At 43.9% G+C, this 22,487-nt stretch carries 19 protein-coding genes; 9 read left to right on the forward strand and 10 right to left on the reverse strand.

The window, feature by feature from the left end; genetic code table 11:
• The first annotated feature begins 105 nt into the window (after nt 1–105).
• From AACQ93_RS20845 to AACQ93_RS20855, 3 genes are all read left to right on the forward strand, one after another.
• On the forward strand, nt 106–912 hold the full coding sequence (locus AACQ93_RS20845) for a crotonase/enoyl-CoA hydratase family protein (RefSeq protein WP_064608417.1): 807 nt from the start codon (nt 106–108) through the stop codon (nt 910–912).
• A 108-nt stretch (nt 913–1,020) separates the two neighbouring features.
• On the forward strand, nt 1,021–1,596 hold the full coding sequence (locus tag AACQ93_RS20850) for a rhomboid family intramembrane serine protease (RefSeq protein WP_064608419.1): 576 nt from the start codon (nt 1,021–1,023) through the stop codon (nt 1,594–1,596).
• 45 nt (nt 1,597–1,641) lie between these two features.
• On the forward strand, nt 1,642–1,971 hold the full coding sequence (locus AACQ93_RS20855; protein ID WP_064608421.1) for a DUF1840 domain-containing protein: 330 nt from the start codon (nt 1,642–1,644) through the stop codon (nt 1,969–1,971).
• A gap of 24 nt (nt 1,972–1,995) precedes the next feature.
• Here AACQ93_RS20855 and AACQ93_RS20860 read toward each other — a convergent pair whose 3' ends face one another.
• From AACQ93_RS20860 to AACQ93_RS20875, 4 genes are all read right to left on the reverse strand, one after another.
• Nucleotides 1,996–2,637: a DJ-1/PfpI family protein gene (locus AACQ93_RS20860; protein ID WP_064608423.1), complete on the reverse strand. Its 642-nt coding sequence runs from the start codon at nt 2,635–2,637 to the stop codon at nt 1,996–1,998.
• A 213-nt stretch (nt 2,638–2,850) separates the two neighbouring features.
• On the reverse strand, nt 2,851–4,386 hold the full coding sequence (locus AACQ93_RS20865) for a YfcC family protein (RefSeq protein WP_007465912.1): 1,536 nt from the start codon (nt 4,384–4,386) through the stop codon (nt 2,851–2,853).
• Between the two features lie 303 nt (nt 4,387–4,689).
• Nucleotides 4,690–6,600, reverse strand: coding sequence for a bifunctional metallophosphatase/5'-nucleotidase (locus AACQ93_RS20870; protein WP_064608425.1), 1,911 nt, complete (start codon nt 6,598–6,600; stop codon nt 4,690–4,692).
• Between the two features lie 302 nt (nt 6,601–6,902).
• The gene (locus AACQ93_RS20875) at nt 6,903–7,463 is read right to left on the reverse strand and encodes a hypothetical protein (protein WP_084419368.1); all 561 of its coding nucleotides are present in this window, start codon (nt 7,461–7,463) and stop codon (nt 6,903–6,905) included.
• 295 nt (nt 7,464–7,758) lie between these two features.
• Here AACQ93_RS20875 and AACQ93_RS20880 point away from each other — a divergent pair, with 295 nt between their 5' ends.
• Genes AACQ93_RS20880 through AACQ93_RS20890 form a run of 3 tightly spaced genes read left to right on the forward strand, consistent with a single transcriptional unit; the run spans nt 7,759 to nt 11,514 of the window.
• Complete coding sequence (locus AACQ93_RS20880) at nt 7,759–9,102, forward strand: TackOD1 domain-containing metal-binding protein (RefSeq protein WP_064608427.1); 1,344 nt, start codon at nt 7,759–7,761, stop codon at nt 9,100–9,102.
• Nucleotides 9,095–10,468, forward strand: a complete 1,374-nt coding sequence (locus AACQ93_RS20885; RefSeq protein ID WP_064609646.1) for a glycosyltransferase family 2 protein — start codon at nt 9,095–9,097, stop codon at nt 10,466–10,468. Before AACQ93_RS20880 ends, AACQ93_RS20885 begins: the two co-directional genes overlap by 8 nt.
• On the forward strand, nt 10,465–11,514 hold the full coding sequence (locus AACQ93_RS20890; protein WP_064608429.1) for an HlyD family secretion protein: 1,050 nt from the start codon (nt 10,465–10,467) through the stop codon (nt 11,512–11,514). The genes AACQ93_RS20885 and AACQ93_RS20890 overlap by 4 nt, the downstream gene beginning before the upstream one ends.
• A gap of 3 nt (nt 11,515–11,517) precedes the next feature.
• Here the strand turns inward: AACQ93_RS20890 and AACQ93_RS20895 are convergent, their stop codons facing one another.
• Both AACQ93_RS20895 and AACQ93_RS20900 read right to left on the reverse strand, forming a co-directional pair.
• Entirely contained in the window at nt 11,518–12,597 is a 1,080-nt protein-coding gene (locus AACQ93_RS20895; RefSeq protein ID WP_255377262.1) for an endonuclease/exonuclease/phosphatase family protein, read from the reverse strand.
• 227 nt (nt 12,598–12,824) lie between these two features.
• Nucleotides 12,825–14,093, reverse strand: a complete 1,269-nt coding sequence (locus tag AACQ93_RS20900; protein WP_064608431.1) for an O-acetylhomoserine aminocarboxypropyltransferase/cysteine synthase family protein — start codon at nt 14,091–14,093, stop codon at nt 12,825–12,827.
• A 410-nt stretch (nt 14,094–14,503) separates the two neighbouring features.
• Here AACQ93_RS20900 and AACQ93_RS20905 point away from each other — a divergent pair, with 410 nt between their 5' ends.
• Together AACQ93_RS20905 and AACQ93_RS20910 are read left to right on the forward strand one after the other, a co-directional pair.
• Nucleotides 14,504–17,473: a hybrid sensor histidine kinase/response regulator gene (locus tag AACQ93_RS20905; protein ID WP_064608433.1), complete on the forward strand. Its 2,970-nt coding sequence runs from the start codon at nt 14,504–14,506 to the stop codon at nt 17,471–17,473.
• A gap of 50 nt (nt 17,474–17,523) precedes the next feature.
• Nucleotides 17,524–18,696: a response regulator gene (locus tag AACQ93_RS20910; RefSeq protein WP_064608435.1), complete on the forward strand. Its 1,173-nt coding sequence runs from the start codon at nt 17,524–17,526 to the stop codon at nt 18,694–18,696.
• 109 nt (nt 18,697–18,805) lie between these two features.
• Here AACQ93_RS20910 and rodA read toward each other — a convergent pair whose 3' ends face one another.
• Both rodA and AACQ93_RS20920 read right to left on the reverse strand, forming a co-directional pair.
• The gene (rodA, locus tag AACQ93_RS20915; protein WP_064608437.1) at nt 18,806–19,888 is read right to left on the reverse strand and encodes a rod shape-determining protein RodA; all 1,083 of its coding nucleotides are present in this window, start codon (nt 19,886–19,888) and stop codon (nt 18,806–18,808) included.
• Nucleotides 19,889–19,945: 57 nt separating this feature from the next.
• Complete coding sequence (locus AACQ93_RS20920) at nt 19,946–20,470, reverse strand: hypothetical protein (RefSeq protein ID WP_064608439.1); 525 nt, start codon at nt 20,468–20,470, stop codon at nt 19,946–19,948.
• A 169-nt stretch (nt 20,471–20,639) separates the two neighbouring features.
• Here AACQ93_RS20920 and AACQ93_RS20925 point away from each other — a divergent pair, with 169 nt between their 5' ends.
• Entirely contained in the window at nt 20,640–21,143 is a 504-nt protein-coding gene (locus AACQ93_RS20925) for an outer membrane lipoprotein (RefSeq protein WP_369808750.1), read from the forward strand.
• Between the two features lie 96 nt (nt 21,144–21,239).
• Here AACQ93_RS20925 and AACQ93_RS20930 read toward each other — a convergent pair whose 3' ends face one another.
• Nucleotides 21,240–21,620, reverse strand: a complete 381-nt coding sequence (locus AACQ93_RS20930; protein WP_064608441.1) for a PH domain-containing protein — start codon at nt 21,618–21,620, stop codon at nt 21,240–21,242.
• 99 nt (nt 21,621–21,719) lie between these two features.
• Nucleotides 21,720–22,349: a 3'-5' exonuclease gene (locus AACQ93_RS20935; protein ID WP_064608443.1), complete on the reverse strand. Its 630-nt coding sequence runs from the start codon at nt 22,347–22,349 to the stop codon at nt 21,720–21,722.
• Between the last annotated feature and the right edge of the window lie 138 nt (nt 22,350–22,487).

The following is a 22,487-nucleotide window of genomic DNA, read 5'->3' on the forward strand; positions in this document are numbered from 1 at the left end:
TAGGGTTTTATGCTGATTTGTTGCAATCTCTTTGCTGGTTGTTATTTAGTCTTTTGTTTATGGTGTGTTAGATTTAACTGGACAGACCAGATAAGGATGACTGTTATGGCTTGGAAAAGACTTGAAGTGACAGAACACCAGGGAATCGTCACTGTAGCACTAAACCGGACGGATAAACTTAATGCGCTGGATATGGAAATGTTTATTGAGTTGGATCTGATCAGTAAACAGTTACGTAAGCGTAAAGACATTCGGGCCGTGATCCTTACCGGTAACGGCGGAACTTTCAGCAGCGGTCTTGATATCAAAAGCGTTGCGACATCAAAGCAGAAAGCCTTACGTTTGCTGGCAAAATGGTTACCCGGTAATGCAAATTTAGCTCAGAGAGTTTCGAGGAACTGGCGTTTGATTCCGGTTCCTGTGATAGCGGTTATTGAAGGGCGTTGTTACGGTGGTGGTTTACAGGTTGTAATGGGTGCAGATTTCAGGTTTGTTAAGCCAGACACAGAATTATCCATCATGGAAGTGCGTTGGGGACTGGTGCCGGATATGGCGGGTTTGATGTCATTAAGGGAAGTGGTTTCCAAGGATGTCGCCATGAAGCTAACCATGACGGGAGAAATCATATCTGGTGAGCAGGCCCTGAAGCTATCTCTTGTTACTGATGTCAGTGATGATCCTATGGCTGCGGCACTTGAGTTTTGTCGCAGAATAGAACTGGCCTCACCGGATGCACTTGCCGCTATCAAACACACAACAAATCGTTGCTGGAATGGCAGTGAGCGGAGGCTGCTGGCCAGAGAGACACTGAGTCAGATTCGCCTGCTGCTGGGACGAAACTTCTTTATAGCCGGTAAGCGGCAGCGCTCAAAAACAGACATTGATTACCAGCAACGCCAGTCATTTTGGTAAATATAACTTGCTAATATCAGAGAACTCTTTGCGCAATATCCCACATCCTTGTTAGTCTGCCATTTATACTTAAGAAAGTAGAGATATGGCTTTTGGTCTGATGAGGGAATGGCATTGCGTCGGAGTTCTGGTGATTCTTTGAAAGTAATTGGCTTTATATGCATTTTTACTGTTCTTATCCATGTTGTGAATATTTTCTTTCGGGGGCAACTGAATGATTTCGGTGTGTTACCTCGTCACTTTAGCCATTTTATCGGCATCATTTTCTACCCGTTTCTGCACGGCTCCATAGCTCATTTAGTCAGCAATTTAGTGTCATTCTGTATTCTCGGCTTTTTGGTTTCCAGTTTTGGTCTTGCCCGCTTTATGGGGGTATTTCTGGTTAGCTGGATCGGAAGCGGAATTGGAGTCTGGCTTTTCGGGCGAATGAATTATCACATTGGCATGAGTGGTATTGTTTATGGTTTGTGGGCGTATTTGTTGGTATACGCCATTATGTACCGGAGCGTAAAATCTATAGCGATAGCCCTCATTGTGATGTTCTTTTATGGCTCAATGGTGTGGGGCTTCATACCGAATCACAGCTGGGTTAGTTATGAAAGTCACTTGTTCGGTGCTTTAGCCGGGGCCGTTACTGGTTATATCCTGGCAAGAAAAGACAAACGCAGAGAGACAGTGTCTTAATTATATTGTTTCACTGTTTGAAAGCAGAATTTATCGGAGCTTATTATGTTGGTGACTTTTCATTGTAAAGTGAGCGGAAATATCATCATGTTTGGTGATGTTGCCAAACAAATGCTAAGGCTAATGGGATTTTGCGAAAACATTCCCGGTGCAATTGATGCTGAAAATGTGCCTCAGGCACTGGTTAACTTACAGCAGGCGGTTAATCGGGTTCGTGAAATTGAGCAGAACGCCGGTGATGATCCGGCGATGAATATTGATGACTGTGATGACCAGGATGTCGAACCGATGATTGGCCTCTATAACCGTGCTATTCCCCTGATTGAAATGCTGAAAGAAGCCAAGAAGGAGGAGTGCTATATCATGTGGGAATAGCTTATGGATCAATCCAATCATTTGTTATTGAACAATATGTAATGGTGCAAAAGGGTCTTCAGTCGGGTCATTGACCCAGATATATTCAGCTTCAATTGCGGTTTTACGGGCAATGTCTTCATTAAGTAACTGTGAAATGATTGCCAGCGATACATCAATTCCTGCGGAGATACCTGAAGAGGTATAGATCCGTCCATCTTTGACCCACCGGGCTACCGGATACCAGTTTATCTCACTGCCAAAACCGGTAACCCAGCGATAACGCTTTTTATTGGTTGTTGCTGCCTTTTCTTTTAACAGCCCGACATGGGCAAGCAGGGCGGCACCTGTACATATCGAGCAGATATAGTCTGTTTTGCTGCTGTGTTGCTGCAGCCAGTTCATGAGTACTGTGTTTCTGATGGCATCTTGTGCGCCGGGGCCTCCCGGCACTAATAAAATATCGGTTTGAAAAGTGTGGTAAACGCTGTAATCAGCTACCAGTTGAGGGCCCTGTTTACTACACACTGGTTTGCCGTGCTGAGAAACAAGCTGAATGGTGAAATACTCAGGCAATAAGCCAAACATTTCCAGTGGGCCAGCGACTTCCAGTAAATCAAATTCATCATAGAGCAGTGCAGTAACGGTAAATTGGGGTGCCAAAGGCTCAGGCTGGTTTTCCGACATCGCTTTTCGCTTTAGTTGGTTTAAGTAATTTATTAATCATAGCCGCGGATGGTTTTTTCTGTGCTGAAAATGGAAGAATTACCGATGGTTACGAGATGTTTTTCAAATTGACTCAGAAGTGGGAACACTTGAGGATTCTGGTTTAAAGAAAAACACTCAACACTTTTTTGTAGTGTTGAGTGTTTGAAATTAGCCAATGCTAAGTGATAAGGATTAGATATAGACGTTAATCAACAGTGTCGCCGCAGACAGTGCAATGAGAATACCCAGTAGCGGCATAACAAACTTCAGCCACTTATCGAAAGTCACATTCACCATTGCCAGTGATGCCAGTACCAGGCCGGTTGGTGTAATGAAGGCCATCAGACCCATACCGAACTGATAAGCGCTGACGATATTGTCGCGAGGAATACCAACGACATCAGCCAGCGGAGCCATGATTGGCATAGAAAGTACAGCCAGGCCGGATGAAGAAGGCACGAAGAAAGAGACACCGCCAAATAGGAACATCATCACAACGATGAACAGGCCTTTATCCATACCATCAACCATTGAGGCGCTGGCATTCAGGATAGAGTCACTGATCATACCGCCGTCCATCAGAACTGTTACACCACGTGCAATAGCAATGATCAGAGCTACACCGAGTAAGTCGTTAGCACCCTGAATAAATTCGCGAACAAACTCTTTTTCCGGAATGCGGTCGACCAGTGCAATCACAATAGAAGAAACGAAGAATAGGGTGGTCATTTCCTCAAACCACCAGCCTAAGCTGGAAACACCGTAAACCATGATAAAGAAGGTTGAAGCAAACAGAGTCAGGATGATGCTGTGCTTCTTATCAAGCTTGGTTGTGCCACCGTCTTTATTGAAGTTTTTCAGGAAGCGCTCTTCAATCTCTTTCTTCTGGCTGTAGATAAGAGACTTGGTTGGATCTTCCTTAACACGCTGTGCATAACGGATAATGTAGAGAATACAAACAATGGTACCGACCGTTAGCAAGGCCATACGGGAAGTCAGACCCAGCGTCCAGTTAATACCCGCAGCGTTGGATGCGATGATGGTACTGAATGGGTTCACGGTAGAACACATAGTACCGATTGAAGAACCAAGGTAGATGGCGGCTAGTGCAACAATTGCGTCGTATCCGGCGGCGATGAAGATAGGCACAAGAATAGGGTAGAAGGCGATGGTTTCCTCTGCCATGCCGAAGCTGGTACCACCCAGGGAGATCAGCGCCGTTACAATCACGATCAGCCATTTTTCCCTGCCGGTCATCACTTGTGACAGGCGGTTAATACCAGCACCGAATGCTCCTGAGTGGTTCACAATACCGATGAAGCCACCAATAACCAGGACGAAAAATACCACATCAATAGACTGATACATACCCTGGATTGGGGCTTTAAACAGTTCCAATATTCCCTGTGGATTAGGTTCAACTGGAGTGTAGGAGTTAGGAATACCTACTGGCTTGTAAATATCGCCGTTGACGAATTTTTCGAGGTCAGCTTTGATGCCGACACTATCCAGTGTTTCTTGTGTTGCGGGCAGATCTTTGGTGCTGCCATCCGCATAGGTGATCATGAAACTGTCGCCCTGATAGGACAACTTATTATAGACACCGGCATCTACGAACCAGGTCAGTAATGCCACAATTGCGGCGACACAAAACAGAACCGTGTAGGCGGAAGGGAAACTGAGTTTCTTTTTCGCCGGTCTGTCGACTGTTGCTCCTTCGGTACTCATAACAACCCCTTGTAAATCAGTCTGAGTGAAGTGTGGATTTATTCAGGTTAGTTTCTAGTTTTGCAGAAATTAAATTAGTTAGAGTAAATAACTATTCAACTCTAGCTAGTGTGGGATTTTATTGTAAGAAATAATTAAAATACGGCTGGATATCACAATCATATTATCTTGATTGCAGATAAATTCGAAATTGAGACAGCGAGCAAATTTCACTCAACAAATAGGAAGTTAGAACAAAAAAGCCTCCGGCATAACCGGAGGCAAGAAGGGAATATAAAGGATTATATGATTAAAGATTCGTTATCAGCCTTTATTAAGCGCTTTAGCAATTATTATATCACGCTCGATCTGCTGCTTTTCAGCTGCCGATTTTACTGATTTCAACTGCTTTTCAAGTTTGGCAATGTAGTTTGTAAACTCAGCTTTATCAGTAAAGATCTTGTCTTTAACGTTGATCGAAGCAACGTTGGTATAGCGGCCATCTTTGCTGGTAGGTACGGAGATCTTACCTTCATTGATTAGTTGTTTAACGACTTCGCGTTCTTTGCTGTAACCGTTAAGGCCGCTTAGCGTCCAGCGATGCGTCGGCTTGCCTTCATAGTGACCTTTCTTCACTTCGGTCAGGTAGCGGATAGTCAGGTTACGGATGGTACCTGCTTCTTCACCAAATTCAGCTTCAGTATCAAACAGAACAGGGAACGATTGGCCTTCCAGTATGCCACCTGCTTTGGTCAGGTGACCCATACGATAGCTGTTCATACCAAGGCGGATAGGTGTGGTATCGGTGATCATCTTACCGTCCGCAAACTGAAGATCTTTGATTCGTTTGCCTGCTGGTTCAGTCAAATCAATGGCGTAAGTAACACCGGCAAAGAAATCGTTGGTGGAGTATTTAGATGCGCGACGCTCAGGGTTAAAGCTGTAAGTTACGTCACCGTCTTTCACGCTGTTGAAATAGCCTGCTGACCATTCCATGTAAGTCTTCAGCTCTTTCCCCGTCATTTCATAAACGGTAATTTCACCACCTGCATACTGGTAGTTGTATGCGATGTCTTTAGCTTTGATCTGGCCGACATCCAGCTCAGCATTGTCATTGTCAATCTGCAATGCGACTACGTTAGCAACAGGCGCGTAGTACATGCTGGCTTCCTGGAACAGCTTACTGATACCGGTATCCTGAATGTGCACCTGTGGAATGCCTTTGATTTCGTTTTCAGGTACCAGATCAACACCGCTTAGCTCGGCAATAACACGGTTAGCATTTTCGCGCAGGCGTTTGTGGTATGGCGCATACAGCTCTTCCATTTTCTTGTCAGAGGAAATGCCTTTGATCTTGTAGGTGAAGCTGTCTTTGTTAATCAGGGTGTAGTTGCCGCCTTTTTCTTCAAATTGAAGATCAATGCGGGACAGGGCGCGGCCGTATTTATCTGGTTCTGTGATGATCACGCCATTTACTGTCGCTTTATCGATGCGGGTATGCATGTGGCCTGCAACAATAGCATCAAGCTCAGGGTTGTCATTGGCGATATCGGTAACACCTGTTGCGCGGATATTGTTTTCGTTATCCAGGCCCATATGGGCGACAAGCACAATCGCATCGACTTTATCGTCGATCTGTTTAATCACTTTCTTTACTTCAAGCGAAGGGTTAGTGAAGGTGACACCTTCCAGGCGGTTAGTACCTTCAGCAAAGACCTGAGTCATCGGTGTGTCCATGCCGATCACGCCAATTTTGATGCCTTGTTTTTCAATAATGGTATAAGCAGGCAGGAATGGATTGCCGTCTGGACGTTTGATGTTGCCACCCAGTGATGTGCCTTTAAATTGCGTCAGCGAACGGTTTAATACGTTCAGGCCAAAATCGAACTCGTGGTTACCCAATACCCAGACGTCATACTTCATTTCGTTGAAGCCGAGCATCATAGGATCAACCGGTTCATTTTTAAATGTTTCAACAAAGTTGCCCTGAATGGTGTCACCGGCGTCAACTAAAATAACGTTGTCTTGCTCACCGCGAATCTTTTTAACCTTGGTAGCTATCTGACTCAGGCTGCCGCGCATATTCAGTTTGTCACTAGCATAATCCCATGGCATGAAGTGGCCGTGTATATCAGATGTACCGAGAATAGTGACATCTACAATGTCGCCGTCTGCGGCGAAGGTTGGTCCTGCCAGCGAAAGAAAAATTGCTGAGGCTAAAAGATGCTTTTTCATTATGTCGTTCTTATTGTCAGTTGGGGGAATGGCTGCCGATAGTAAGGACAAATGAAGGGGTATGGGTAGATCTGGATCGCTTTAATTGTGCAACTTATCCATTTGCATTACAAAATTGAGAGTTGAGTAGCACTTCAATCGAATGAATATTGCTGGATAGATTAATGATGCAAATAGGAGCGGGTAAAATACGACCAGTGATAAGTAAAATCTTTATTTATTAGTAAGATATAAAAACGCGGTATATATGATTATTAGCCATATATACCGCGCTTCAAGTATTTGAATTTGGAATAATTTCCTTAGAAAGGATAGCGAACCGAAACCACGAATTGGTTATCTTCTATACCGCTGACTTTGAATTCTGCTCCCATTGAGAAGGCATCACTGGTATGTAGTCGGGCGAAAACGCTAAACAGGTTATAGTCTTCCTCGGCTGTAATAACACCAAGCGTTGCACCTGTTTCTAATTGAGGCAGGATCCAGGCATGAAGAGTGAAGTTCAGTTCGGTAGCGAAACGGCCTAGTTTTTTGTCAAACTCGTCAGTGTCACTCTCTTTATTTTTAATCGATAACAGCTTCAGCTGCCCGGTAAGATCGGTGAACTGATTAACAGGAGCATTAAAGCCTACACCACCACCCAGATGCCAGTCGTCTTCAAAAGTACTTTCTGCTTCGAAAATCATGTGGGCATTTTCATGAAATTGCTGGCTATAAGCCCCACCTAACCCCCCAGGGCTTAACGGTACGCGAACTTCAAGATAATTGTACGGGAAGTTGGCGGCACTAACGGTTGAGCTCAGACCGCAAGCGGCTAGCAGCACGATGCTACACAGTCGTTTGGTCAGGGACAGGATTTTCATTGGTTTGCTTTCATGCTCATTCAGAATAAAGATACCGGGATTATGCCAAAAAAAAGCGTAATTTAGCTAACTCAATTTCGCTGTATCCGTCTTATCTCATGTTTTTTCTCGCATTGACCTCAATATTTCCTGACTGAAATCATGAGCTTCTTATAAACAAGTCGCATTATCCTAACCATTACTTCCTAAACTGTCAGAAAGTGAACAACATAAACAGGTACTGGCAGTCGATGCGTAATGCACAAATGTCGGTCATATTGCTGTCTTTCTGTTAGACGTTGCGGCGGGAAGCGTAATGACAAGAGTTGCCGAAAATTATACTAAGGTGCAGGTTATCGGAGATCCGGTACAGGACATGATGGACTGTGTCGACAAGGTTAGCTTATGGGATATTGACAGTCATCCTTCGGTTTTGCTCAATGTTGAACCTTCCCGACAGGATGAGCTGTTGGTTGAGATCCGTTGTGATGACATGCGTCGCCTTCAGCCTGTTTTTTGCGTTGTTAAAAGTAAGCTGTCTGATGTATTAGCCGATGGTTATCTCGGTGATATGTGGGAACGAATCCCGCAAGTACTGGACAGGTTGGCGTTACTTCACTTTTCTCCGCACCCTGAATCACTTGATTTGATTGCATGGTATTGCTGGCCAAGGTCATATTTTCATGTTCACCCTGTTTGGTCGGCAGAATATCAGAAAGGTTATTCCTATCCGTTACTGGATTGTCTGCTCGGGGGAGAAGCCGAACTGGCTTTGAGCCGGGCAGTTGATCATCACTTGCTTGTTCCGGGAAAGTTAATTGATCGGCTGCGTTTGTGCCGGGTATGTCACGGTTCACGAATAAATTTCGTCGATGTTTGTCCTGAATGTAACAGTATCGACATTCACCTGAAGCCCGGCGTCCACTGTTTTATCTGCGGTTATGTTGATGATCAGGATGTGTTCATGCTGTCCGGGATCATGCAATGTCCGAAATGCTCAACCAAGCTGCGTCATATCGGTGTGGACTACGATCGGCCGTTAGAGCGATACAGTTGCTTATCCTGCTATGCAAGGTTCATTGAAGCTCCGGTCAAGGCGCGTTGCCATGATTGTGGAGAAATACAAAGCCCTGATGATTTGACTGTATCGCCAGTTCATGAATTTACCCTCGGCAAACTGGCTCGCCAGATAGCTCTCGAAGGTTCACATATGTTGCACCTGCCGTTGACCTGGGGAGCGCCACTGACGGTCGATCATCTTCCCTGGCTGATGCAGTGGGTCAGCTCCAATCAGCGTCGTTACGGTGGCGACAATACGATGATGATGATTTGGTTGTCGAATTTAGCCGAGGTGAAGATCAATCTTGGTTTGACGAAAGCTCAGGAAAGAATCACAGAGTTAGTTAAACGGATGCAGAAGCTTTTCAGGGAAACTGATGTTGTTTGTCAGTATTCAGATGATGTTCTGATTCTATTACTGTCGCATACCAGTGACAAAGTTTGGGAGGTATTAAGAAATCGGATATCCACTCTGGGGGATGTAGAAGGTTTAGAACAACTAAAACTGATTGTTGAAGTGAAAGCGTTACCGGTACCAGAGGATCAGATAGCGGAAGACTGGTTGAAAGCCTGGCTGGCAGATGTGGTTCATTATGAGTGAATGGTGGTTCACGGTTCGCTATCTGCTGACTGATTTGAGCGGTAACATCGCCAATACGCCTTTGGTGATGGCAATGTTGCTGCCTATGCTGCTCGCGTTTGAAGTACCTCTGATTATTCTTACCCTGAGCGGCATTTTAAAGTGGTTCAGCAGGCAATATGGTAAAGAAGCCAACAGGCGAAAAGGCCCGTTGCCTAAAGTCTCCTGCATTATTACCTGCTATTCCGAGGGTGAGGCTATCAGGATCACTGTGGGTACACTGCGTGAGCAGGTATATCCCGGACAGATTGAGATTATTGCTGTGATTGATGGTGCTCAGCAAAATGAACATACCTATCAGGCTGCCCGTGCCTGTATTTATGATTTTGACGGCGTAACGAACCGGAAGTTAGTGCTGTTACCAAAATGGCAGCGCGGTGGTCGGGTATCAACACTGAATTCGGGACTGGCAGTGGCGACTGGCGAGATCATCATTAACGCAGACGGCGATACTTCCTTTGATAATGATATGGTCGATGAAATTGTCCGGTGTTTTGATGATCCTAATGTGCCGGCTGTTGGCGGTGCACTGCGGGTGAGAAATTTAAGCCAGAGTGTTGTTACCCGAATGCAGGGTATCGAATACATGATTTCTATGCATGGAGGCAAAACAGGTTTAAGTGAATGGAATCTTATTAATAATATCTCCGGTGCATTCGGTGCGTTTCGTCGCGACTTTCTTAAAAGTATTGGCGGGTGGGATACACACACGGCAGAAGATCTCGATCTGACTGTCAGGATCAAACACTACCTGCGTCGTTATCCGGCAATGACAATTGGCTTTGCCGCCAGGGCTATTGGTCATACTGACGTTCCGGCGACCGTTGTGGATTTATGTAAGCAAAGGTTGCGCTGGGATGGTGATTTACTGTTTTTATATTTACGTAAGCACATCTATTCAATGACCCCCAGAATACTGGGCTGGAAAACCTTCATATATACACTTGTGTTCGGTATTGGTCAGAATATCGTTCTTCCTTTGCTTGTAGCGATTTATCTTTGGTGGCTCGTGTTCAGTTTTCCGTCGCAGTTTGTTGCCGCACTGATGATCGGGCTTTATCTGATATATCTTTTTTTCTCACTCATCAATCTTCTGGTTTTTGTTATCGCTATTTCCGAGCAGCCTTATAAAGATCTTAAAATTCTGCCATGGCTGTTTCTGTTTCCTGTTTATACCTTTTTGATCCGGATGTGGGCCGCAGTCGCAATTTTGAATGAACTTTTCCGTCGGGCTCATGAAGAAAGTGGCATGGCGCCATGGTGGGTATTAAAGCGAGGTCAGCAATTTCGCTGGTGGCATTTTCGCCTTAAGAAGAGGTCGAAGTGAAGGTCGTATTTAATTCTCCGAAACAGCAGGATGCGACCAGAGATGAAGGAGTCAGAGTTCCATATGCACCAGCAAGGCGGGTGGCTTTCAGCATACGCTGGTATCTGATTCTGGCACTGACATTCAGTCCGGTTGTCTTCCTGCTTTGGTATGTTGGGCGGGATTGGGTGATAACCACGGCTCCGGGAATTGTGACTACAGAGCCTCAACTTGTTGTTGCAAGCGGAGAAGGTCAGGTCGATGATGTGTTTGTTGCTGTTGGTGATGATGTTGAAGCAGGCACGCCATTGATGCGAGTCAGCTCACCGCTACTGAGAGCCAGTATTGCTGAGCGGCGATTTCAACTTTCTCAATTGCTTTTTGACTGGAAAAACTACAACCAGGCAAAGATGGCAGCCCTGGATGAAGAGATAAAAATTGCACGAGAAGGGGCTGAAAATCAGGAGAAGGTATTTAAAGAATACGAAAAATACAAAAAGCAGCGCATGGTATCGAGTGCTGATTTTGCCGCTGTTCTACAGATTCGAACCCAGTCACAACTCAGCTACCAGCAGGCATTGCAGCGCAAAATTGACGAGATGAGGAAAATTCAGGAGCTGGCTTCAGCCGGCCCGCAATCTATAGCGCTGAACCAGATAAAAAGGGAGCTAGCGGAGCTGGAAAGCAGCCTGACACAGCTGCAACCAGTGGCTTTTAGCCGCGGCAGAATTGTGGACCTGCTGATTAAGCCGGGAGATTGGGTGTTTGAAGAAACGCCATTGCTGTTAATTGCTACTGCGCAGGAGTATCAGGTAAATGCCTATGTATTGCCCAAACACATAGAGAAAGTTCAGCAGGGCAATAAAGCGGTGATCCAGTTTTCCAGTGGTGAATCAATTGAAGCCAGAGTTGGTAGGGAAGTTGAACTAGCTGATAAAATTCCCCCTCAGCTGGCCGGCCCGTTTGAAGGGCAGAAAAGCATGTTGAAGGTTAAAATCATTTTTGATGATCCTTTACCGGAAAAGCTCAAAGTGGAAGGCTTACCTGTTATGGTCAGGTTCGATTAATATCTAATTGCGAGTTTTAATAGAAATCATAACAACAGCATGATCTGTGCTGTGACTGTCCCGATCAAAGATAGGATTAATCAAGTGCCTGTCATAGGTGTGATAGGCAATAACTTCTGCCATATTTTCCTGATATTCAGTATCGAATTCGCAAGACAGCAAAATATAATCAATGACAGAGCCTTTGTTAGCGTAATAATGACTGAAGGGGCGGGCGATTATGTCAGTCCGGTTGTCTGATGAATTGTTATCGGCTTTGGTGGCTAAATTGGGTAGGGATGAGGCATCTTGTTCATTCAGAAGCAGGACTTTTTTGAACAGTTCCCAACTGTCCTGTAATTGTGCTGGCACAAAGCCTTCTTTTGTCTCGGACGCTCCTGCGGTTGTATATGTCAGTAAGTGTCGTAAAACCCCGTCTTTAAGGTCATCATTGAAGTCGCCCATTAACATCGCCGGATTCTTGGTTTGAATGCGTCGTTCAATAATGTGAGTTAGCAGTAAGGCGGCTTCCGAACCTCGTTGGATTGATGATGCCCAGCTTCCTGTGACAGCTTGAGTGAGAATCTGAGTAATATCAGCCTCGCTGTTTTTATCTGCATTGTTTTTTGCGTCGATATCAGCGTCATCAGTTGTCGGACGCTTAGATTTGAAGTGAACAACATAGCAGTCGCATAAACCAAGGTCAGGCAGCTCAATGGATGCCCGAAGTGGTTTTCGGCTAAAGCTAAATCCTTCATCTAGCCCCATCATTGTGGCTTTTTCTTTGTCTGCGACAACGGCCTCAACAGATTGGATCGGGTAGCGCGAAGCGATAGCGACAACAGGACTTTTATAAATGTAGTCAGTGACAAGTGTTGGCTGATCAACAACAGCGAAATACGGGTAACCCTGTTCATTCAGTAACTGTTGTAATGAATCAGGGCTAAATACCTCCTGAAACCCGATCACATCCGGTTGGCATTCGGACAGGTAATCACGAATCCAGCGCTGCTTTTTCTGCCACTGCTCAGAATCATAAATGTTCTCGAAATCATAATATGCTGACGGTGGCTCCATGTAGTTGAACAGGTTAAATGTCGCCACTTTAATGAGATTTTTTTGAACCTTGTGCGGTGTCTGATTCTGAGTCAAATGGGGTGTCTCGGCTGATTGAACAAGGCTTCGGAATGCCTGTAATAAATTAAGATATAACTCAGTATATCAGCATGTTGCGAAATTAATGAAGACAGACTGCAGGAGTAGTTTGAGATGTGGCAGCATTTCACAGAGCTGCCACATCTACGTTTTTGAAAAGCTGTCAGTTATGAAACTCAGGCGTCCAGCGCTTGTTCCAAATCAGCAATGATGTCATCAATATGTTCGATACCTACTGAAAGACGGATCATTTCCGGGCTGACTCCGGCTTGTCGCTGTTCGTCTTCACCTAGCTGGCGGTGAGTAGTTGAAGCCGGGTGACAGGCCAGGGATTTGGCATCACCGATATTTACCAGGCGTTTGAAGATCTCCAGGCTGTCATAGAATCGTACACCAGCGTCATAACCGCCTTTCAGGCCAAAGGACAGAATCGCAGACGGTTTGCCTTTCATATACTTTTCAGCCAATGGATAAAACGGAGAGTCTGGCAGGCCAGCATAGCTTACCCAGCTAACCTTATCGTGGTTCTTAAGATACTCCGCAACCTTGAGTGCGTTTTCTGTATGCCTTTCCATTCGCAATGCCAGCGTTTCAAGTCCTTGAATCAGCATAAAAGCATTCATTGGCGATAATGCAGAGCCTGTATTACGCAGCGGTACCGTACGAGCACGACCAATAAACGCGGCTTCACCAAAAGCCTCTGTATAAACAACGCCATGGTAGGATGGCTCAGGCTGGTTAAGAACCGGGAAACGCTCTTTATACTTAGCCCACGGGAATTTACCGGAGTCTACAATGACACCACCCAGCGTTGTACCGTGGCCGCCGACATATTTAGTAAGGGAGTGAACAACAATATCCGCACCAAACTCAATCGGTTTGCAAAGAATTGGTGTGGCAACGGTATTATCGACAATCACTGGCACGCCCTGAGCGTGTGCAAGTTCGGCAATACGTTCAATATCAACGATATTACCTGCCGGGTTACCGATACTTTCGCAGTAAACGGCTTTGGTTTTCTCGTCAATAAGTTCGGCCAGACTTTCAGGTTTATCATCTTTGGCAAAACGAACTTCGATGCCTTGTTTCGGTAGCATATGGGCGAACAGAGTATAGGTGCCACCATAGAGCTGAGGTGTGGAGATAATATTATCTCCGGATTCAGCAAGAGTAAGAATGGCATAGTTAATAGCCGCACTTCCTGCACTGACAACTAATCCGGCAATGCCTCCCTCCAATGCTGCCATGCGCTGTTCGAGAACATCATTCGTCGGGTTCATGATGCGGGTGTAGATATTTCCCGGTACCTCAAGATTAAACAGATCCGCGCCGTGTTGCGCATTCTCAAATTCATAGGCAACAGTTTGATAGATAGGAGTGGCAACAGATTTTGTTGTCGGATCGGTTTCGTAACCGTAATGGATCGATAGCGTTTCGTCTTTCATTCTTCTTCCTTGATGTCCCTGAATAGGTATGCACTTTATTAGTATCAAAAACAATGCAGTTAAGGAAAGTGTTAATGCTGAATTCACTTTAGTCAAACGTGCCATCTATCAGAAAAACAAGCGTAATTTAAGTACTTTGAAAATTAGGTACTACTATTGTTGCATATGGTGTTTGTTGGCTTATGAGTAGTCTTACCCTTAGCCGGGACGGATCACTCAGTACAGAGAGCCGGGTACTATCAGGGCAGAAATGGTATGAAATCAAAGAAGCTCTTTTTATTCCTTATGCTTATCGGATTGGTTTTGGCTGTAAGTGGTTATGCGATTGTTTCTATTGTTTTACATTCAGACGCGGAGCCGTTAAAACGAGCAGACCTCTTTGTCCTCTCGGTTAGTTTCCTTAATTTACTATGCATTCTGGGGCTAGGGGGGTATTTGTTTTTTCACTACGTACTTTACTTAAAAAGCATGCCGAAAGTTCGCCAGGTACCCCAGAAAGAAACGGGACTGAACAGCTAAGTTGTTCTGATTCTGATTCTGATTCTGATTCTGATGCAGAAATAGAGCATGAAATATTTTATCGAGCCGCTTTTGTTCAAGCTGCCGTAGGGATAGCACAGGTAGATATCAACGGTCGCTGGATTGATGTAAACCAAAGGTTATGCGACACACTGGGATATGAGAAAGAAGAGCTGCTGCAGACAAACTTTCAGGCGCTTACTCATCCGGATGATTTGAAATATGATCTGAATATGCTGCAAAAAGTATTGTCTGATGAAATTAAAACGTATCGACTTGATAAACGTTTTTATACTAAACAAGGCAAGGAAATCTGGATTAGCTTAGCGGTTTCTCTGGTTCGTGATTTAGAGCACAAACCTAAGTATTTTATTTCGATTGTTGAAGATATAACCAAACGTAAAAAGTTCGAATTCGAACTTGAAGAATCTAAGCGGTTGAGAGAACAATTATTGCGAGGCAGAGATTTAGCTTCAGAAGCGGGCGGAATCAGTAACTGGACATGGGATATTGTCAGCAATGATCTCATATGGGATGAGCGAATGTATGAGATTTATGGTGTTGATGAGGCGGAAGCCGGACTGGATTACAATACCTGGAGAGAAAGAGTTCACCCGGATGATTTGGTTACAACAGAGCAGAAACTGAAAGAAACTATTGAAAATTTTGTCCCTTTTTCAGCTGAATTTCGCATATTTCATAAGCAAAATGGCGAGATTCGTTGGGTAAAAGCTGCTGCTGACGTTGTTACAGAAAATGGCAAAGCTATTAAAATGTTTGGTGTTAATCTGGATATGACTGAAGAGCGCCTGACGCAAATTGCTTTGGAGAAAGAAGGTCATTCAGCACGACAAGCCAGCGAGGCAAAATCTAATTTTCTTGCAACAATGAGCCATGAAATTCGCACTCCGATGAATGGCGTGATTGGAATGATAGATTTATTGAGAGAGACAAAGCTCAATCTTGACCAGAAGAGAATGATTGGTACCATTCGGGAGTCTGCTTTTTCTTTACTCGAAATCATTAACGGAATTCTTGATTTTTCAAAAATTGAATCCGGAAAAATGGAGCTTGATTTGTCTCCAGTCTCCTTATTAGCCATCATTGAGCGGTGTGTGGAAGGATTATGGGGGCATGCTGTTAACCAAAACGTAAAAGTCTATATTATTCCTGACTTCAATACCCCGGCTTATTTGTTGCTTGACCCGGTTAGGGTGCGCCAGATCATTGTCAATATTTTGGGTAATGCCATTAAATTCTCTCAAGGAAGAAATAAACAGGGTGTTGTTTTCGTCAGAACAGCCACATTAACATCTTTAGAGAATCGATTTTGCATCGGCATTGAAGTGATTGATAACGGCGTAGGTATGACAGAAAGCCAGATAACTAAGCTGTTTCAGCCATTTACTCAGGCAGACTCATCTACAACACGTAAATATGGCGGAACAGGCTTGGGGTTGAGTATTACAAAATCATTTGTAGATTTGATGAATGGATATATCGATATTGAAAGTACGCCTGAATCTGGCTCTGCTTTTAATATTGTTATTCCAGTTAATACTGATTCTGTATCAGAGAAGGAGTTCTCGAATGTCAATTTATCAGGAGTAAATGCTTTCGTTGCCCTCACAGATGAAAATTTGACTAAAGTTGTTTGTAATATACTAGAACAAATGGGCTGCTGTTATTTCAAGTTTGATGAATTTGAAACGGTAACTTCGATTGGTAACTATATCGATAATAGTATTGATGTAGTGATCGTTGATCGCGAGAGTACTGCGAACAAATTCATGAAAGTTTCAGATAATCACTCTTCAGACTGGCCAAGATTTCTAATTCTTAATGAGCAGTTAGCATCAGATAGAAGCGAAGTGAGAGGTAATACGTATATTGCCAGTTGTCAGCCTTTGAAACCTTCTGAGTTTGTACATGCCCTTTCTGTTATCACCGATAGAAATAATCCGGCTTATGGTTTGTTACAGAGTACGGCTCAGGATTTTGAAAATAGTTTTACTCAGTATGAAAATGATATTGAAGATTTTGACAGTTTGATTCTGGTGGCTGAAGATCAGCCGACAAATCAGGATGTTATTGGTCAGCAACTAAGCCGGCTTGGCTATCATTTTGAAATGGCAAATGATGGCCTTGAAGCACTCGAAAAATGGCGTACAGGACGGTTTGGAATTGTTTTAACCGACTGCCATATGCCCAATATGGATGGCTGGGAGTTAACGGCGGAAATCCGTAAAGAAGAGCAGGATCATCAGTTGCCAAAACGCACGGTTGTTATTGCTATTACGGCAAATGCTTTGGTTGGTGAAGCTGATCATTGTTTAGAATCCGGTATGGATGACTATTTGTCTAAGCCGGTGGAATTAAATAAGTTACGCAATAAATTAGCTCTTTGGATAGGGAGGTTAAGTCAGGAGGGTGATGCATCTTCATCTCAAAATATATCTCCTGAATTTTTAAATGCTGAAGTGAATCACAGTGCTGTAACAGAATATGATGTGGTGAATCATCCCCCGATTGACTATGAGCAGTTGAAGGAAATTCTAGGGACAGATGAGCAAGATGTGATTAATTCAATTTTGTCATCATATCAACTATGCCTTGATGACTATTTCAGTGAAGTAAAGAATGCAATAGCACACCATGACAGTGAACAGTTGCGTCAGTCATCGCATGCTGCAAAAGGAGCTTCGAACTCTAGTGGAGTAGGAAGTCTTGGAATGATTTTCAAAGAGCTCGAAATTTTGGCGAGAGATAAAAACTGGGATGAAATCAGCAAAATTGAGCCAGGGTTAAAACAAGAGATAGAACGTGTTGAAAATTATATAAAAAAGGAGCATTTTAGCTAAACTATCGCACATATCTGGTTGTCAAAGGGCTTTTGTAGGTTGGTAGCAATATGAGTAAAAATGATGATGTGAATGTTGTTGTGCTTTATCATAAAAAAGGCTTTGTCGATATTCTTAGATATATTCTTAGCCCTTACTTCTCTGCGCTATATTTTGAACCTATCGGGAAAAAACAAAGTGAAAAGTTCACTTCGCTTGTAGCTGAAGAAAAACCTTTACTATTTATTTATGCTTTTGAAAAGATCGAAGATTCTGTTGCGGTAAAGCATTTCTTGCAAGGTTCTCCGGTTGGAGAGAAAATATTTATTCATCCACATGCTTCACTGGTTTTATGTGACAAACAATACCGGAAAAAAGCATTTTCAGTTTGCATTGATGGTGTGTTTGATAGTTATGAAATGATAAAGCCCATCTATGATAACAATAAAATTGCTTTTACTATGATTAAGCTGGCTGAATTGTTGAAATTGAAAGCTGAAAAAGAACGCTTAGAGTCTCAGGCACAGTTAGTTGGCAAAAACATTCAGAATATTTCAGATGAAATAGGCGGCTTAAAAGATAAATATCAGATTGCAGGTAAAAAGCAGGTTAACCTGATAGAAAAAATCATTACCGGGTTTAATGGTATCTTTGGTGATGTGCCCGACAATGCCCTGAAGAGGGAAGTGCAAAAGTTATTCAATTCGCTTGAGTCAAAACAGTTGGAAAGTCTGTTAACAAACCTCCAAAATAACCAGGTCGGTATTCAGTTGGATGAATTAAGAAGTCAGAGTGATGACTTTTTTAATGAGTTGGATTCTGATCTGAAAAAACAACAGACGAGCCTTTCTAAATCTCATGGTAACGGGCTTGATGGTATTACAGTGGTTGTCGCTGATGATCAGGATTTCATGTTGAAGATCATTTCTACCATGTTGGAACCGAAGGGAATACGTGTTGAGAAAGCGTCGAATGGTGTGGAGGCAATTCTAAAATCTAAGGTGATTTTACCGGATTTGGTGATTCTGGATATTGATATGCCAATCATGAACGGAATTGAAACCTTGGCTGCCATGAAGCATGTTCCACAACTGGCGGAAATGCCGGTTATCATGTTGACTAGCTACACTGACATTAAAAATTTCCAGCGTTGTCTCGAATTAGGGGCAAATGACTACATTGTTAAGCCAACGAATGCTGAAACGATGATTAACAAAATATCGAGTGTTTTGAGTGTGCATTAAGATGTTTGCTTTACGGAAATAGATAGAAAAAAAAGGCCTTGCAGAGTAGCAAGGCCGTAGTGAATGGAAAGGAGCGGGTAGAGAACCGTATCAGTAAGCGGCAATAGCGCTATTTCTTTTTGTATGGTTTGTACAGGCAAAGTGACATGATAATACCGAAGCAAACGCCTTGGGTAATCATGGCCGTGCCACCATAACTAAAGAACGGTAGAGGACTTCCCATTACCGGCAATGCTCCGCTTACCATGCCAATATTAATAAATGCGTACAGGAAGAAGCTCAGTGCCAGTGCACCGCTTACCAAGCGGTTAAACGGTGACTCACACTGGTTAGCTAGCCAGATAACGCGACAGGTAATAAATAGATACAGGCCAAGTAAAAGCACGCTGCCAAGGAATCCCCATTCTTCCGCATAAGTCGAAAAAATAAAATCTGTATGGCTTTCCGGAATAAAACCCAATTGCCCCTGTGTTGCATTGGTCCAGCCTTTTCCTTTTATTCCGCCAGAACCAATGGCGATAAGTGACTGAATAATTTGGTACCCGGCACCAAGCGGGTCAGACTCAGGATCAAGGAACTGAACAACACGCTTTTTCTGGTATGCCGCCATTACGAAAAACCATAAGATGGGAACAGCAGTGGCTATCGCGGCCATAAATGAAGAGATGATTTTCCAGCTCATTCCTGCAAAGTACAAAACAAACAGTGCGTAAATTACAGTGAAGATAGCGCCGTCAAGGTCGGGTTGAATAAAGATCAGCCCTGCCGGGACTCCGGTTACCAATAGGCAGGTGGCGATTTTCTTCAGATCAGGCCTGCCTGCTTCTGTTACCAGCATCCATGCAATCATCATTGGGATTGCGACTTTAACCAGTTCTGATGGCTGGAAACGAACAGGACCCAGAGCCAGCCAGCGTTGCGAGCCGTTGGTGCTGTCACCCATAACAATAACACCAACAAGTAACACAACGGCTAATCCGTATAAGTAAGGGGCGATGTGCTTGTATTTTATTGGTGGAATTGAAGACATGACAATAATGGCACAAAGCGTAATCAGCGCTCTGGCTAAATGACGTTCAAGCATGGGTTCACTGAATCCGCTGGCACTCCATACGGTTAATGAACTCAGAAAAATCAGTACGGCGATGGCCATCAGTAATGGCAAATCCAGTCGTGGTCGATAGTTGTGCATAAATCTGTATCAGTTGTTTAATTCACAAAGAGGGTGGCCTCAAATTCAAATTTCTTATCAATTCAGGTTTGCTGTTAACGGGTGGCCGTTTAACGCTTTATACAGGGTATTGCTCTCTTTCCACCCTCCGAGGCGAAAGCCTGAAGGTGGATAGAAAGGGGCTAAATTAGGTAAGTCGAACGTAATAAGGTCAGCGGTATGCCAAGGGGACAGCTGTTCGTTTCGTTTGATTTCTTTCCAGGCGGAACGCTTTTCAATTTTCCGCTTATGCCATATCCGGAGTGGTAATCTGCGTTGTTCCTGATGCTTATCTAATGAGGTGTAAGCGGTTGAGCTTATCTCTTTCGCTACAAGATAGTAACTCAGGCTTGCAAGTGGTTTGTCCGGTATAGCAGCAGATGATGAAAACTCTTCGCAGTACTCTTCAGTCCGGCTGATTTCCCTTACCTCAGTTTTCCAGTCAAATGGGGAAGAGAATAGTGTGTATCCGGTAAGTGTATTGGTAGCGATTACAAGCAAGAAAAGCATAGAGCAGGTAACGGAAGTCACCATTAGGTGAGTATACAGGCTGTGCTTTTTCATTGATGCTGGACAGAGATAAATGCGGGAGGTGCATAAAATAGCTTTTTTGGCATAAAAATCAATTGTAAAGGTGTGTAATTAACCGTTGTTGGTTGTTTAGTGCGCAATTTTGCTTTGATTGGTATTCGATGAATGCCTCATATTGACACAAAAACGCCTTGCTATACTTATGTCAGCGAATGTCAATTACTTAGGTTATGCAGGTGATAATGTGAAAGTTTTTTATTTTGTTGTGCTGCTTCTGTCGGTATTTGGCTTTTCTGGGTGTTCGAACAATCCCTATGGTGACTCATATGGGGTAAGAGATACTCGAACCATTCAGCAGGTACGTTACGGTACGATAACAAAGCTTGAACCCGTGAGTATTGAAGGTGAAGGTCAGGCGGTTGGGGCTATTGCCGGTGCTGCTGTCGGCGGGATCTTGGGATCAAAAATCGGTGGTGGTTCTGGTTCTGATATCGCTGCCATTGGTGGTGGTGTGTTAGGTGGTGTAGCCGGTAGTAAAGCTGCTGAAGGGGTTACGCGTCGTGATGGTGTGAACATCACAATAAAAATGGACAGCGGGGAAACCATCGCAATCGTTCAGGAAGTTAACCCGAACATGATCTTTCAGGTTGGTCAGCGTGTCCGGGTAAATATTGACGGCCAGACAGCCAGGGTTGTGCCTGAGTAAACCTGAGTACTCAGCTTTGATATATCCATTTATAAAAGCCACCGCTTGTCAGAGTCCTGCTAATGACAAACAGTGGCTTTTATATGAATCAGAATATTACTTACCGGCAATTTTAGCCGCCAGCACTCCCTGCATGTCATAGATGTTAGTTTTACCATTGAACTCTAGAGCAATCGGCGCTGGCTGACCAGAAACCCATAGCTTCAGTTCTGCATCCAGATCGAAATGTCCGGTTGATTCTACGGTAAACATGGTAATTGATTTATAAGGCACAGAGCGGTATTCCACTTTTTTGCCTGTTACGCCTTGCTTATCAATTAGGATCAGGCGGCGGTCTGTCAGTACTATCATGTCCCTGATTAACTTGTAAGCCAGCTCAATCTGCTCTTCAGGCCCAAGAATCGTGGCCAGTTCTTCCGTCGCATCTTCGGCGCTCATTTCACCGGCATTTCCTAAAATTGCATCGAACAGTCCCATTGTTGCTCCTTAGTTTTTGGTTTTAGCCATACGGCAGACTTTTAGGGAAAAGAGGGTGGCCGCTTGCTATTAATCCAATGAAACGAAGTATACCAATATTTATCGGTTGGTCTGTTTTCTCAAGAATGATGGTACAGAGGCTTTAGCTGTTTTTGACAGTTTCTGCATCATCAAAAATGTCGGCATCGAAATCTGGTAGTCAGATTTCAGATCGTCAAGAATGTTCAGCCATAACTTTGCGGTCATTTCCGAGTCGGCAAGCGCCCGGTGAAAAACACCGTCATTATCGATATTTTTATAGTCTACCAAAGTGCCAAGTTTATGGTTTGGCGCTTCCTGGTACAAGCGGCGGGCAATCAGCATAGAACAGGTGAACTTACCGTCGTAGTTTCGGCCGATCTGTTGTAGTTCTGCATCCAGAAAACGCTGATCAAATGATGCGTTGTGTGCAACCAGATTGTAACCAGCAATAAAATCGGCAAATTGGTCCATTACTTCATCACAGCCGGGGGCAGTTTGCAGCATCTGGTTTGTGATGCCTGTATAACCTTCAATAAAGCTACTGACTCTGAATCCTGGATTCATCAGTTGCTGGAAACGGTCGACAACAATACCGTTGTCCATCTTCACTGCACCGATTTCGATCGCGCGATCTCCCATGTTAGGAGAAAGGCCTGTGGTTTCGAAGTCGAGAACAATAACAGTATTGGCTGTTTGAGGGGGTGTCACAATAAATAACCTTGTGGAGAGGATGTAAAAAGCTATTGTAACCACGGAAATCCAGGAATCCAACACCCATCTGCTTTCCTGCTGCTCATCAGGAGGTTGTGCCAGGAGGAAGGGTCGATTAACTTTAAATGCATGATA

The sequence above is a fragment of the Photobacterium sp. J15 genome (assembly GCF_963870815.1).
GTDB lineage: Bacteria > Pseudomonadota > Gammaproteobacteria > Enterobacterales > Vibrionaceae > Photobacterium > Photobacterium marinum.

Bases quoted from the DNA above. Each gene is read 5' to 3' on its own strand.
- AACQ93_RS20845 (WP_064608417.1), top strand. From the start codon at position 106: ATGGCTTGGAAAAGACTTGAAGTGACAGAACACCAGGGAATCGTCACT.
- AACQ93_RS20850 (WP_064608419.1), top strand. From the start codon at position 1,021: ATGGCATTGCGTCGGAGTTCTGGTGATTCTTTGAAAGTAATTGGCTTT.
- AACQ93_RS20855 (WP_064608421.1), top strand. From the start codon at position 1,642: ATGTTGGTGACTTTTCATTGTAAAGTGAGCGGAAATATCATCATGTTT.
- AACQ93_RS20860 (WP_064608423.1), bottom strand. From the start codon at position 2,637: ATGTCGGAAAACCAGCCTGAGCCTTTGGCACCCCAATTTACCGTTACT.
- AACQ93_RS20865 (WP_007465912.1), bottom strand. From the start codon at position 4,386: ATGAGTACCGAAGGAGCAACAGTCGACAGACCGGCGAAAAAGAAACTC.
- AACQ93_RS20870 (WP_064608425.1), bottom strand. From the start codon at position 6,600: ATGAAAAAGCATCTTTTAGCCTCAGCAATTTTTCTTTCGCTGGCAGGA.
- AACQ93_RS20875 (WP_084419368.1), bottom strand. From the start codon at position 7,463: ATGAAAATCCTGTCCCTGACCAAACGACTGTGTAGCATCGTGCTGCTA.
- AACQ93_RS20880 (WP_064608427.1), top strand. From the start codon at position 7,759: ATGACAAGAGTTGCCGAAAATTATACTAAGGTGCAGGTTATCGGAGAT.
- AACQ93_RS20885 (WP_064609646.1), top strand. From the start codon at position 9,095: ATGAGTGAATGGTGGTTCACGGTTCGCTATCTGCTGACTGATTTGAGC.
- AACQ93_RS20900 (WP_064608431.1), bottom strand. From the start codon at position 14,093: ATGAAAGACGAAACGCTATCGATCCATTACGGTTACGAAACCGATCCG.
- AACQ93_RS20905 (WP_064608433.1), top strand. From the start codon at position 14,504: ATGCATTCTGGGGCTAGGGGGGTATTTGTTTTTTCACTACGTACTTTA.
- AACQ93_RS20910 (WP_064608435.1), top strand. From the start codon at position 17,524: ATGAGTAAAAATGATGATGTGAATGTTGTTGTGCTTTATCATAAAAAA.
- rodA (WP_064608437.1), bottom strand. From the start codon at position 19,888: ATGCACAACTATCGACCACGACTGGATTTGCCATTACTGATGGCCATC.
- AACQ93_RS20920 (WP_064608439.1), bottom strand. From the start codon at position 20,470: ATGAAAAAGCACAGCCTGTATACTCACCTAATGGTGACTTCCGTTACC.
- AACQ93_RS20925 (WP_369808750.1), top strand. From the start codon at position 20,640: ATGTCAGCGAATGTCAATTACTTAGGTTATGCAGGTGATAATGTGAAA.
- AACQ93_RS20930 (WP_064608441.1), bottom strand. From the start codon at position 21,620: ATGGGACTGTTCGATGCAATTTTAGGAAATGCCGGTGAAATGAGCGCC.